Here is a 12,366-nt window from a genome sequence, read left to right on the forward strand (position 1 = left end):
CTCATTCTAGGCCAGCGCCAGGCTTCACGGGCTGGCTGCGTCGCCGAGCGGGAGGCTCGCGGAGGCCGCCGGGATGCCGGGCAGCGTGAAGAAGAACGCGGCGCCGTGGCCCGGCTGGCTCTCCACCCAGACGCGGCCGCCGTGGGCCTCCACCAGCCCCTTGACGATGGCGAGCCCCAATCCGGCGCCCGCCTTGCGCGTGTGGATGGCCTGCCAGAAGCGGTCGAACACGTGGGGCATCGACTGCGAGTCGATGCCCGGCCCCGAGTCCTTCACGCGGAAGCACACATGGTCCCCCCGGCGCTCGGCCTTCAGGAGGATGTGGCCCCCGGCCGGGGTGAAGCGGATGGCGTTGCCCACCAGGTTCTGGAAGACGCGCATCATGCGTGCCCGGTCCGCGCGCACCTGGGGGAGGTCCGGCTCGGACTCCACTTCGAGCCGCAGCGCCTTGTCCGCCGCCAACAGCTCGTTCAAGGCCTGCACCTGGTGGAGCAGCCGGGGCACGTCCAGCGGCTCCACGTCCAGCACCGTGCGCCCCGACTCCACGCGCGCGACCTCCAGCAGGTCGTCGATGAGCCCCTCCATGTTGCCCACCACGAGGCGGACCTTGCGCAGGGCCTCCGTGGCATGGGCCTCCTGGTGCGTCCGGACCAGGCTGCGCTCCGCGGATTGGGACAGGAGGGTGATGGTGTTCAGCGGCGCGCGCAGGTCATGGGAGACGATGCCCAGCGCCTCGTCCCGCTCGGCGATGGCCTGCTTCGCGGTGCGGTACAGCCGCGCGTTCTCCAGCGCCAGCGCGGTCCGCCGCGCCAGCTCCTCCACGAGCGGAAGGCTCTCCTTCCCGTAACGCAGGCCCGGGTGCGCGGACACCAGCAGCAGCACGCCCAGGGAATGGTCCTGGAGGGCCAGCGGCACGGCCACCGCGGACTCCACTCCGGGGCTGTCCGCGGAGGGCCCCTGCAGGAGCCCCCCCGACCCCGTGCGCAGCGCCTGCGCCACGGTCCGCCCCAACACGGTCTCGGCGCCAGGGGCGCATGCCGCTCGCAGCGCGTCCGCCAGTCCGTGCGTCACGGCGGCGACCTCGGTGGAGGACTCCTCATCCAGACAGCCACTCCGCGTGGAGATGGCGCAGCCGTCCGCGAGCGTGGGCACCGCGAGCGTCACCACGGTGCGGACCACCTCTCCGCAATCCAGCGAGCGCGTGCTGGCGGCGCCCATGTCGGAGAGGAAGCGGCCCCACAGTTCGACGCGCCGCTTTTCGGTGATGTCTCGGAAGTAGACGGAGAGCCCCTCCGGGGACGGGTACGCCACGACGCGCAGCCAGCGGCTGTCCACGAGCGAGGGTTGCTCCTCCTCCACGGGGAGCTGCGCCGCCGTCGCCCGGCGCACCAGGGCCGCCATGGCCGAGCCGTGGTCGCTGGAGAAGACCTCCTCCAGCCGCCGACCCAGCAGCACCTCGCGCTTGAGGCCGAAGTGGGTCTCCGCGGGCCGGTTCACATAGGTGAAGCGCCCGTCCCGGTCGAACGCGGCGAAGCCGTCGGTGATGCGCTCGAGCACCGCGTTCATCCGCTCGCGGGCGACCTCCGCCTCCTCGCGGGCGGCCTCTTCCCGAACCAGCCGGTTGCGCGCCTCGTCTGCTTCGTAGCGGGCGGTGATGTCCTCGTGGGCCATCACCACGCGCAGCGGGCCCGACCCGACGAAGCGCGTGGCGCGCAGCAGGAACCAGCGCCGCTTGCCGCCTCCAGGCTCGTGGCACGGGTAGTCCAGGAGGAACGACTCGCTGCGGCCCGCGAGGATGTCGCGGATGCCTTGCGCCACGGCGGCGGCTTCCTCGGCGTACTCGCCCCGTGCGTTCTCGGTCACCTCCAGGTAGTTCGCGCCCACGCCGCAGCGGCTGTCCCCGTCCGCGCAGCCGTTGTCGCGCGCGAAGCGCCTCCAGGCGGCGTTGACGGCGATGATGGTGCCCTGTCCATCCAGGATGGCGATGTGCGTGGACAGCGAGTCGAGCGTGGAGCGCAGGAACTTCTCCGACGCATGCAGTGCATGTTCGGCGCGCTTGCGGGGACTGACATCCCGGAAGCAGACCGTGAGGCCTCCCGAGGAGGGGTACGCCCGCACGTCCAGCCAGGCATCGAGGGGTTCGTAGTAGGACTCGAACGCGACATGGACCTGCTCCGCGAGCGCCCGCCGGTACTCCTGCTCGAACAAGGAGCCGCGCGCCTCGGGGAACTCATCCCACACGTCGCGCCCGAGGAGCTCCGCGCGCGGGCGGCGCAGCATCCACTCGCTGCTCGAGTTGAGGTAGGTGAAGCGCCAGGAGCGGTCGAGCGCGAAGACCGCGTCCGAGATGCGCTCCAGGGCATCGAGGGCCTGGATGGATGAGGGAGCCTCTGACGCCGGGCGCTCAAGCGAGGTCCGTTCGTGGCCCTGTCGCACGGCCATTCCTCCACCCCCTCATGAAAGACACTTGAGGGAAGTATGGGAGTTGCTGCCGCGCGAAGCCGCGCGAGGACGGCTCCCCGCTCGTGGGCCAGTCCCGTCCCCGGAAGGGGAGCGCCCCCCTGCCCGCGGGCCTGGAATTCCGCGGGAAAGGGGAGCCTGTGTAGCGGACGTCAGGTGTCCTGCTCGCGGGTGCGATGCGCGAGCTGGAGGATTTCGTCCTCGGAGAGCTGGTCGGCCTTGACGATGTTCCGGTCCGCCTTGAGCTGTTCGACCTGGCCATCCCGCAGGACGTGGAACTGGCCCGTCTTCTGCGCGGGAAGACGCGTGGCGGGGTCCATGCGCGCATCCGAGAACATGGGCCGGAGCTTGCCGAGCGCGCGGTCTTCCCTCACGCGGCCAATGAACCAGCTGCGCACGTTCTCCCGGCACTTGTAGTCCAGGTCCCCCGGGCTCTGGGTCGCGAGCATCACGCCGATGCCCGCCGAGCGTGCGCGCTTGAGCAGGTTCTCCATGGGCTGCTTGGTCGCGGGGATGCCCACGGCCGGCAGGTACATGTCCGCCTCGTCGAACATGAGGATCGCCTGGAGCTTGGAGGAGGGATGCTGGCTGGCCCAGCGATTGGCCTCCACGAGCAGCTGCGACACCCAGAAGAGCGCGCCCTGCGTTCCCCCGAGGAACTTGGTGCTGATGATGCTCAGCCGCGTCTTGCCCGGCACCTTCGTGCTCCCAAGCCCGAGCAGTTCCTCCATGTTCAGCTTCTCGCCCTGGGAGGCCAGGAGGTTTCTCGCGTTGAGCCGCAGCGTCGCCAGGTCCTGGGCGAGCTTCGGGAACACCTTCTGGTCGATGCCGCTCGTCTCCTGGACCAGGGTGACGTCCTCGGACGCGATGAACTTCTGGAGCAGGTCCAGGGTCAGCTCCTGTCCGATGGGGCGCTCCACCAGCAGCCGCAAGGCCTGGGCGAGCAGCGCCTTCGCGGCCCTGTCCCGGGCGCTGTTGCGGTACTCGAGCATGCTCGAGATGGCATCCGCGGCTTGCATCACGCTCTGTTCGCGCTCCTCCGGCGGCAGTGACTCCAGCCCCCGGGGGACCACGGGAATCGCGAGCGCGCGTCCGTCCGTGCGGCCCGGCGTGTAGAGGGCCACGTCCACGCGCTCCCGCAGCAGGCGCCGGCGCTCCTCCATCGCGGGGTTGCTCAGCTCCTCCTCCCAGGACTCGCCGCGCGCATACGCGGCGAGGTCTCCCTTGCGGTCCACCAGCAACGCGGGAATGCCTTGCAGGAGCAACTGCTCGATGAGGTTCAAGGCGAGCGTCGTCTTGCCGCTGCCAGAGCCGCCGAGGAACGCGCTGTGCCGTGTCAGTTCCTCCATCTGAACGAAGACGGGATTGGTGAAGACGCCCTCGGAATCGCCGACCCGCAGCGCGCCCGGCTTCGTGTCACTGGCGGTCTTCTCAGGCCGCTTCTGCTGCGGCACTTCCTTGGGCGTCTGGGTTCTCTTCGGGCCCTTGTCCACGAGCGGCTCGTTGTCCGGCTTGCTGTGCTTCTCGTCCTGTTCAACCTCTTCCCGCGGGGCGCGGGCGGTGACGGGCTCTGGCTTCGGGACGGTCTTCTCCAGGGCCAACACGTCTGAAATGGCCTTCAGCCGGGTGACGGGTTTCGTCGACCGGCTCCACTCCATGAACGCGGGCGCGGGGTGGTCCTTCTGGAAGGACTGCAAGGCCACCAGTTCACGCAGGTCGCTGTTGCCAAGCACGGCCCGGCGTCCGCCCTTCTTGAGCAGCGCCGTGGTCTGGTCCGCGACCAGTGTCCCCAGCGTTCCGGGAAACTCCGTCGTGCGCACGAGCACCGGGAGCTTGCCCGCCGAGGACTTCAGGGCATCCGCCATCTGGCGTCCCAGCCCACCGCCTCGTGGCGAGCGGTTGCAGAGCGCCACGAACATCTGGGTGTTGCCGGGCTGGATGGTGACGTTCAGTGAGTCCTCGTCGCGAGGCTTGACCTGGAATCGGGTGGAGCCTCCCAGCTCGTCTCCGCCCAGCTCGATGGCCCAGGCCAGCAGCGCGGCGACATCCGAGTCCTCCTCGGGAATGGCGCCCTTGAACTTCGCCCGGAAGTCGATCCACGCCTGGTCCGTCTTGTGGACGCCGTTGGCTTCCGGAACGTGAGGAGGCTTGCTGCCACCCCTGACGGACATGGGCAGCGGAAACTCCTTGGGGAGCTTTCCATCCTGGATGGCGCGCTCGCGGTAGCGGCGGCACTGGTTGAGGACATCCCGCGTCCGCTGACCGCTGAGCATTTCGAAGCCCTTCGCCGGGAAGGGGTAGGTGGGGTCGGCGGGATCCGGCGCGATGCCGGATTGCGCGAACAGGACGCTCAGCCGGCGTGCCGCGATGTCCCGGGCTGTCTGCGCCGTCACCACCGTCTCCAGCTCGACGGGCTCGGGATCGTGTTCGATCCGGTCGCGCATGGCCTGGTTGAGCTGGTTGCGCATCTTCATCCAGAAGTCTTCCAGGCAGCAGACCACCACGACCGCGGTGGGCACCTTGCCGGCGAAGGCGGCCAGGCTGTTCATCGCGCGGCGGAAGGAGGGCTCCATGCCAGGGCTCTGCTCGAAGTCGCTGATGTCCTCCACCTGGTCCACGCAGAGCACCATGGCCTGCCCCATCACCCCCATGAGCAACCCCAGATGGCTCAGCATGCGGATGGGGTCGTTGTCGGCGGTCCGCGGGACCAGGTCTCCAATCACGGCGCGGTCGACAGGGGGGAGGTCCTCGCAGCGCAGCCACTGGAGGATGCGGTGGTGGAAGCGCGCCTCCCGCCGCTGGAGGCAGATGAGCGCGCGCAGCAACTGCACGTCGATGTGACGGAACGCCTCGTCCGCGTGGAGCTCATCCGCGACCGAGCGGATCATGTCGTGGAGCTCGTGCTCCTCCAGGATGCGCTCTTCCGGGATGAGCGGGGCGAAGGCGCTCCTGCACCGGGCCATGACCGCGTCCGAAAGCCGCATCAGCCCAGAGTCCTCACCCTCGCCGGAGTCATACGGCTGATCCAACGAGTCGATGAAGTACGACAGGATGTGGCGGTCGTAGTGGGACGCATCCACGGTCATCGGCATGTAGCCGACGTAGCCCACCTGCCGGGCGTGGACGCCGTTGCGGAAGGCGCGCACCAGGTGGGTCTTCCCGCTTCCGGACTCGCCCAGCAGCAGCAGCATGCGGCCCGCGTCCGGCGGGGGAGTCCGGGTGGCGCGCTTCACCAACCGCTCGAAGCTCGCACGCGCGGGAGCGTTGAGGGACTCGACATCGAAGGGGTCCCGCTTCCAGAGGGTCTGTCCCTGCTGGACGCTGCTGAAGACTTCGGGACCGTCGGCCAGGAAGGCCGCGAGGCGGGCGTCGGTGGGCATGGGGGTTCCAGGAGGGTTCGGGCTAGATGACGACGAAGTGGTACGTGGCGCCGTAGGACTGCACTTCGGACTCGGCGACGTCCGTGGCGTTCATGTGCTGGACGAGGTCCGCCCGGCTCAGCGACAGGTGCCGCTTGCGGTTGGCGTCGAGCAACGCGGTGTCAAAGGCCTCGCGATTGCTCCACTCCGGCTGGACCGCTTTCCAGACGTGGGAGATGAAGACCTTGTTGTCGCCGAACCGCCCCGTGGGGAGCTTCCTCGCCACCGCGAGGATGCGCGTCGCGAAGGAGGCGGTGTCGGCGGGAAGCGGTGCCGGAGGCGTCTCCACGCGCACGGGCTTGGCGCGCTTCACCTTCGGCTCGTCCTCGCCTTCGGGCAGGACCCAGCGCCGCAGCGCGGACATCCGGACCACCTCCGCGTCCACTCGCGACGCACCGACGGCGCGGGCGGCCAGGAGGTCCAGTCCCCGCCTCGCGTTGGTGACCTCCTGCCCCAGGATCTTGCTCAGCAGGTGGGCCTTCAGCGCGGCAAGGGTGAGCTTCTCATCCGTCTCCACGCCCAGCTCGCGCCACAGCAATCGGTCTTCGACCTGCGCCAGCGTGGGGAGCTCCGGACCTTCCACCTGGTGGGCCCGCTTGAGCAGCAGGGACCGCACGCCGCTGGCATTCGACAGGCGCCCGAACACCACCTTGGAGTTCGGCAGGCCCAGGCCCTTCGCCAGCAGGTGCTGCTGCTTCACGCGCTTCCACGTGAGTCCCTTGGGGGAGTCCACCCGGAGGAACTTCAAGGCGCGCTGCCGTCCCTGCGAGGTCAGCGCCAGCGCCGTGCGGCTCCGGGCCTCCACCAGCTTGTCCTCCTGCAGCTCCGTCAGCAGCGCCTCGAACCGGCCGGTCCACTCGCCCTGGCTCCAGCGGTGTTCCACGAACGAGTGCAGCGTCTTCGCCAGCTCGGTGCGCGTGCCCGCCTTCTTCGTCGAGCGCGTCGCCAACCAGGCCAATGCCAGGCCCTGAAGCCGGGTGTCAGGAGTGTCGGTGTCCATGTCGTGGCTCCCGCCCGCCGGGCTCGCGCCCGCGGGCTTCAATCAACGTGTCGAGGGTGTGGAGGATGTGTTCCAGCTGGGACAGCACGTCCGTCGCGAGCAGCCGGTACACCCAGTAGCCCTCGCGCTGCAGGTCCAGGTCCTTGCGCCGGTCGCGGCGGAACCGCTCCGGATCCTGGAAGTGGTGGTAGCCGTCGATCTCCACCGCGATGCGCAGCGAGCGGCACAGCAGGTCCACCTCCCAGCTGCGCTTGTCCTCGGGGTGCAGCCGGGTGTTGAGCTCGAAGAGGCCCGCCGTGCTCCGGTGCTCCTCCAGCCGGTCGCGCAGGTACGCCTCCGCCTTGCTCCGCGCCCGGTCCGCGCCCGCGGCGCCCGCGCCCGTCAGCACCGCCAGCGCCACCTCGGCGGCGCTCACCCGCTGCTGCTCGGGCGCGCCCGTGCGCTCCAGCTTCCGGAGCGTCGCCACCGCGCTCGCGGTCTCCGAGGGCTCCGCCGGCACCTCCACCACGCCCTCGCGCACCAGCGCCTTCAGCCGCGTCTCCCCGCCCGCCAGGAACGCCCCCAGCGCCTCGCTGGACACCACGCACGCCACCGCGAGCGCCGGCACCGCGCTGCTCAACACCCCCGCCACCTGGAGCCCGCGGTACGATGGCGCCTCCCCCACCGCCATTCGTACCGCCGGCGCCTTCCCGGGCGGCACCAGCGCGTGCACCGCACGCAGCCCCGCGCCCAGGTTCCTCGCGAGCGCCGTGCGCACGGCGTTCGGGAGCGCTCCGGGCTCCACCGCCTCACGGCCAATCACCAGCTCCCGGCACAGCGCCCACGTGGCGTCCGCCAGCATCGCGGGCGGCGGCAGCGCCTCCAGCAGCACGCGCCGCTCATGTGCTGTCTTTCCCTGGAACCGCGGCGTATGTCTGGGGTTCGCCGCCGTCAGGCTGAACGTCGCCAGCGCCTCCGCGTCCACCCCCAGGTCCCGGGTCGCCGCCAGCGCCCGGGCCCAGCCCAGCGCCGCCTCGTGCGGGTCCTCCCCGGAGACCTCCACCACCGTCAGCCCGTGCCGCGCGGCCCACTGGCTCCAGAGGGTCCCTCCCAGGGCCTCCGGTCCCTCCAACACGCTCAGGGTCGCGATGCCCTCCGCCCGGCGCCGGGCCTGGCGGTCCAACGCATCCAGCAGCGCGACGTCACCCGCCAATGGCAAGCACTACCCCCCGGGAGTGATGGCTTCACCGCCCCTCGTGAGCAAAAGACTGCTCCCACGGGTTGGGTGAAGACAAGCCCCCCAAAGGAGGTATGGCATTCCGGGAAGGAAGAGACCCGGGTGGGTCTGAAAGGCTTTACCGCCCTGCGTCGTCGCCGGTTTCCCGATGGAGAAGCAGTCCCAATCCAGCCGCCGCGAGCGCTGAAACCATGCCCGTCAGGAAGGGGGCCTGGGTGCTCCATGACGCATACATCCAGCCGCTCGCCACCGGACCCACCGTGCGGGCCAGTCCACCGCACGACTGCGCCAGACCCAGCACGGCGCCCTGCTGCGACGGCGGGGCGACCTGGGAGGCCTGGCTTGAAATCAACGGCTGCAGGAAGCCCATCCCCACGCCCACCAGCACCACGGAGAGCATCATCGGAATCGCCTGCCACGACACCGCGAGCCCCGCCATGCCGCCCGCGAGCAGGAGCGCTCCGCAGATGAGCAGCTTGAACTCACCCGCCGCGCGAGACAGCGGACCAATCAGCCCGCCCTGGATGACCATGCCCAGACCACCCACCACCGCGAAGGCGTAGCCCACCTCCTTGGAGCCCCAGCCCAGCCGCGCCTGCACCAGCAGCGCGAACGCCACCTGGAGCGTGGTCATGGACAGGAACACCGCGAAGAACAAACCCAGCACCATCCCCAATGCCTTGCGCCGGGACGGGTCCTGCAACGCGGACCAGCGCGTCTGGGATTTCGCCGCCACGCGCTTCTCCACCGGGTGCGTCTCCGGCATCGCGAAGAACGCGGCCACGAAGCCCACCAGCGCCAGGCCTCCCGCGAGCAGCGGCGGCACCCAGGGGCCCAGACCGGAGAACAGGCCGCCCAGCGTGGGCCCCAGCACCATGCCCAGGCCGATGCCCGCGCCAATGCGGCCCATGGCCCGGGCGCGCGTCTCCTTCGTCGTCACGTCCGCGAGCGCCGCCTGACACGCGGCGATGTTGCCGGACGTCGCCCCCGCCAGGATGCGCGACGCGAACAGCAGCGGCAGCATCAGCTGGTGGCTGGCCAGCGCGAACAGCGCCATGGCCACCGCGTTCGCCAGCAGGCTCAGCAGGATGACCGCCCGCCGCCCGTGCCGGTCCGAATAGCGCCCGAGCAGCGGCGTGGCGAGCAGCTGCGTGAAGCTGAAACACCCCAGCAGGATGCCCACCGTGCGCGCCGAGCCGCCCATGGACTGCACGTAGAAGGGCAGCATCGGGATGACGATGCCGAAGCCCACCAGGTCCAGGAACACGGTGAAGAACACCACCGCCTCCACCCGGCGCAGCAGGCCCGGAGTGGCGGCGGACGAGGCACCCACGCTGTCAGCCACCATTGCCCGCCCGGTCCACCGGCAGCGCGTCCGCGTAGGCGCGCAGGATGCGGCCCTCGTCGTAGGCGGCCTGGAAGCCCGTGGCCTCCAGGAAGCGCTTGTTGTCCACCACGATGGGGTAGCGCAGGTGGTCCGTGGCCCCCACGGACAGCCGGGGGAAGCCCGCGCGCCCCATCAGCACGGAGAACAGCGGCGAGGGCAGCGGCACCGGCGTGCGGCCCGTGCCCTTGATGATGACCGACAGCGGCACCGGCGCGGGCCCCGCCACGTTGAAGATGCCGCGCACCTGCTTCTCCAGCGCCAATTGCAGCGCCGTCACCACGTCCTCCTCCTGGAGCACGTGGAAGAGCGGGTCGTAGCCCAGCACCATGGGCACGCGCTTGCCGCGCAGCAGGTTCGCGAGCGTGCCCGTGCCCGGCGTGCCCAGCGTGTAGACGAGCCGCAGCACCGCGGTGGTGACGTCCGGCATGCGCCACAGCGCCGTCGCCGCGTACAGGTCCGCGGCCACCAGGTCCGCCAGCTCCGGGATGGCCTCCAGCGCGCGCGGGGGCTCGTCCTCGGAGTGGTACAGCGGCGAGTCCGGCGCCGCGCCGTAGAACGTGTGGCGCCCCACGAAGAGCACCTGCTTCACGCCGTGCGCCGCGCAGTGGTCGAACAGCGCCTTGGTGCCGTCCAGGTTGATGCGGCCGCGCTCGTGGCCCTGCACGGTGAACGCCGTCACCGTGGCCATGTGAATCACGGCCTCCGGCTTCCAGCGCCGGAAGAGGTCCTCGGCGGCGCGCTTGCGGATGTCCACCGGGTGGACCTCGATGCCCTTGGGCGCGTCCCTCCACGGGCGGATGTCGATGCCCGCGACTTCATGGCCGCTGTCGCGCAGCTTGAGCGCCAGCCTCCGCGCGATGCCGCCGGAGATGCCCGCAATCAACACCCTCATGGCAACAGCCTCCGGGCCCGGCGCAGGTTGCGCTCGGCGCGGTTGTCTTCGATGAGCCGCTGGATGCTCGCCTTCACCTGGTCCACGTAGCCCTGGATGACGTGGTCCTCTTCGTCGCCCGTGCCTTCGAAGACGAGCGGCTCGCCGTAATGGATTTCAAGCCCAACGGGCAGGGGCAGCGGCAGCAGGTACGGCGTCAGCGGCACGTACGGGATGCCCAGCAGCCTGCCCAGCGCGTACGCGTTGGTGACCGTGGGGATGGCCGCGCCGCCGCCCAGGAAGGCGAAGGGGATGATGGGCGAGCGCGTCTGGAGCGCCAGCCGGATGAACCCGGTGCCGAAGTCCACCAGCGAGTAGCGGTCCGGGTAGAGCTTCGCGGTGCCGCGGGCGCCCTCCGGGAAGATCATCAGCAGCCGGTTGTCCTCCAGGAGGCGCACGGCGTGCTCGGGCAGGCCGGTGAACTGGCCGGTGCGGCTGGCCCACAGCGAGGCCACGGGGAACTTGTGGATGAAGCGCTCCACCATGCCCTGCGCGAGCCGGGGCGGGTCCATCTCCAGCATCGTGGAGGTGAGCACCATCATCCCGTCCACCGCGACGCCGCCGGAGTGGTTGCCCACCAGCATGCCGCGGCCCTTCTTCGGGATGTGCTGCACGCCGGTGCAACGCACCCGGAAGTAGTTCCGGTAGAGGAAGGAGAAGAACTCCAGCGCCAGCTTCAGGTGCTTCTTGGAGATGCCGTAGGGGTCGACACCGTATTCGTTGAAGGGCAGCTCCAACCGCTCCACCCGCTCTGACAGGGACTCGCTCTGGGGCACGGGGCGCACCGTAGCACCGCGCGGATGCTTTGCACGGGGGGCCCGCGTCCCCCATTGTGCACCCGACGGGTGCCCCGGCCGGGCCCCCAGGGAGTGACGCGAGATGGCGGGGCAGCCGTGGACGGAGATGCTGGACGGGGTGGTCACGTGGGCCAAGGCCCTGCCGGCGGGGCTGTCCAACCAGGTGGCGGTGGACGTGAGCGGCCGGCGGGTGCGCCTGTCGCACGCGCGGGTGGAGGCGCTGTCGAGGGGCGTGCTGGGCCGCGTGAAGGGGCTCACCCTGCGCTCCTGGGACATCACTCCGTCCGTGTACGACCTGCGGCTGGACGTGCGGGGCTGGAAGCTGCGGGTGGAGACCACCCCCCAGCGCGTGGAACTGGCCGGAGGGCGCTACACGCTGTGGCTGGCCACGCCCGGCCGGGTGGAGCTGGAGGAGTCCCCCGGCGCGTCATCGCTGTTGATGGGCGCGCTGCGCACGGGGGCCGGGAAGGCCGCGCTCCAGGCCCTGGCGCGCAAGCTGTTGCCGCCGGGACTGGCCTGGGACGGACAGGTGCTCCGGGTGGAGGGGGCGCTGCCGAAGGAGGGCGCGCTGGCGGCCCGCCTCTTCGAGTCCTCCTCCCTGCGGATGACCGCGGAGCACGCACCGGAGGGCCTGTGGCTGTCCGCGGAGGAGTGGCCGGGGCTCTTGGACCTGCTCCAGGCCGCGCTGGGCCCGGGGTAGGGCGCGCTTCAGCGGCCCTCGCCGTCCCACACGTTGGCGCGGCCCGCCAGGGGACCGCGCTGCGGACGGACGATGCAGAAGCGCTGGCCGGTGGGGGCCTCCATCACCCACCAGCGCTGCACGTAGGCGACGCGCTTCGCGCCCAGGGCCTCCAGCCGCTCCAGCTCCGCGTCCAGGTCATCCGACTCGATGTCCAGGTGGATGCGGCTCTCGTGCTCCACCTGCTGGAGGAGCAGCATGGGCTCGGTGTCCTTCGCCTCCAGCTCGCGGTAGGTGGGCGAGTCCGGATCCACCGGCTTCACCGCCCTCCCCAGCGCCGCGCTCCAGAACCGTGTGGCGGCGTCGAAGTCCTCGACCTTGCAGTCGATGACGAACGTGCTGAGTCGGCTGTGATGCATGGCTCGCTCCTGATGGGCCGGGCAGGGGGGAAGCCCGTTGAGGGGGAGCCAGGGATAC

General features: G+C 70.5%; 9 protein-coding genes. 1 reads left to right on the forward strand and 8 read right to left on the reverse strand.

Going from position 1 to position 12,366, the window contains the following annotated elements; translation table 11 throughout:
- Window positions 1-24: 24 nt before the first annotated feature.
- The 7 genes from D7Y11_RS00450 to D7Y11_RS00480 all read right to left on the reverse strand — a co-directional run bounded on the left by D7Y11_RS00450 (window position 25) and on the right by D7Y11_RS00480 (window position 11,189).
- Window positions 25-2,442, reverse strand: coding sequence for a PAS domain-containing protein (locus D7Y11_RS00450; RefSeq protein ID WP_120578366.1), 2,418 nt, complete (start codon window positions 2,440-2,442; stop codon window positions 25-27).
- Between the two features lie 170 nt (window positions 2,443-2,612).
- Window positions 2,613-5,840, reverse strand: a complete 3,228-nt coding sequence (locus D7Y11_RS00455) for a DUF87 domain-containing protein (protein ID WP_126932736.1) — start codon at window positions 5,838-5,840, stop codon at window positions 2,613-2,615.
- Between the two features lie 22 nt (window positions 5,841-5,862).
- The gene (locus D7Y11_RS00460; protein ID WP_126932737.1) at window positions 5,863-6,879 is read right to left on the reverse strand and encodes a hypothetical protein; all 1,017 of its coding nucleotides are present in this window, start codon (window positions 6,877-6,879) and stop codon (window positions 5,863-5,865) included.
- Window positions 6,860-8,077 (reverse strand): endonuclease domain-containing protein, encoded by a 1,218-nt coding sequence (locus D7Y11_RS45115; protein ID WP_126932738.1) that lies wholly within the window; start codon window positions 8,075-8,077, stop codon window positions 6,860-6,862. Before D7Y11_RS45115 ends, D7Y11_RS00460 begins: the two co-directional genes overlap by 20 nt.
- A gap of 136 nt (window positions 8,078-8,213) precedes the next feature.
- Window positions 8,214-9,443 carry an MFS transporter gene (locus tag D7Y11_RS00470; protein WP_126932739.1) on the reverse strand — a complete coding sequence of 410 codons (1,230 nt, stop codon included), beginning with the start codon at window positions 9,441-9,443 and terminating at the stop codon, window positions 8,214-8,216.
- Window positions 9,433-10,374 (reverse strand): SDR family oxidoreductase, encoded by a 942-nt coding sequence (locus D7Y11_RS00475; protein ID WP_120578362.1) that lies wholly within the window; start codon window positions 10,372-10,374, stop codon window positions 9,433-9,435. Before D7Y11_RS00475 ends, D7Y11_RS00470 begins: the two co-directional genes overlap by 11 nt.
- Window positions 10,371-11,189, reverse strand: coding sequence for a lysophospholipid acyltransferase family protein (locus D7Y11_RS00480; protein ID WP_199753671.1), 819 nt, complete (start codon window positions 11,187-11,189; stop codon window positions 10,371-10,373). The genes D7Y11_RS00475 and D7Y11_RS00480 overlap by 4 nt, the downstream gene beginning before the upstream one ends.
- Window positions 11,190-11,292: 103 nt before the next feature.
- On the opposite strand from D7Y11_RS00480, the gene D7Y11_RS00485 reads away from it, so the two are divergent.
- Window positions 11,293-11,910 carry a hypothetical protein gene (locus tag D7Y11_RS00485; protein ID WP_126932741.1) on the forward strand — a complete coding sequence of 206 codons (618 nt, stop codon included), beginning with the start codon at window positions 11,293-11,295 and terminating at the stop codon, window positions 11,908-11,910.
- 8 nt (window positions 11,911-11,918) lie between these two features.
- On the opposite strand, the gene D7Y11_RS00490 is transcribed toward D7Y11_RS00485, so the two are convergent.
- On the reverse strand, window positions 11,919-12,308 hold the full coding sequence (locus D7Y11_RS00490) for a VOC family protein (RefSeq protein ID WP_120578359.1): 390 nt from the start codon (window positions 12,306-12,308) through the stop codon (window positions 11,919-11,921).
- Between the last annotated feature and the right edge of the window lie 58 nt (window positions 12,309-12,366).

It is taken from the genome of Corallococcus sp. AB018, assembly GCF_003986945.1.
Taxonomy (GTDB): domain Bacteria; phylum Myxococcota; class Myxococcia; order Myxococcales; family Myxococcaceae; genus Corallococcus; species Corallococcus exiguus.

Excerpts from the sequence above, each read along its gene's own strand:
- D7Y11_RS00450 (WP_120578366.1), bottom strand. The coding sequence starts at position 2,442 with ATGGCCGTGCGACAGGGCCACGAACGGACCTCGCTTGAGCGCCCGGCG.
- D7Y11_RS00455 (WP_126932736.1), bottom strand. The coding sequence starts at position 5,840 with ATGCCCACCGACGCCCGCCTCGCGGCCTTCCTGGCCGACGGTCCCGAA.
- D7Y11_RS00460 (WP_126932737.1), bottom strand. The coding sequence starts at position 6,879 with ATGGACACCGACACTCCTGACACCCGGCTTCAGGGCCTGGCATTGGCC.
- D7Y11_RS00470 (WP_126932739.1), bottom strand. The coding sequence starts at position 9,443 with ATGGTGGCTGACAGCGTGGGTGCCTCGTCCGCCGCCACTCCGGGCCTG.
- D7Y11_RS00475 (WP_120578362.1), bottom strand. The coding sequence starts at position 10,374 with ATGAGGGTGTTGATTGCGGGCATCTCCGGCGGCATCGCGCGGAGGCTG.
- D7Y11_RS00485 (WP_126932741.1), top strand. The coding sequence starts at position 11,293 with ATGGCGGGGCAGCCGTGGACGGAGATGCTGGACGGGGTGGTCACGTGG.
- D7Y11_RS00490 (WP_120578359.1), bottom strand. The coding sequence starts at position 12,308 with ATGCATCACAGCCGACTCAGCACGTTCGTCATCGACTGCAAGGTCGAG.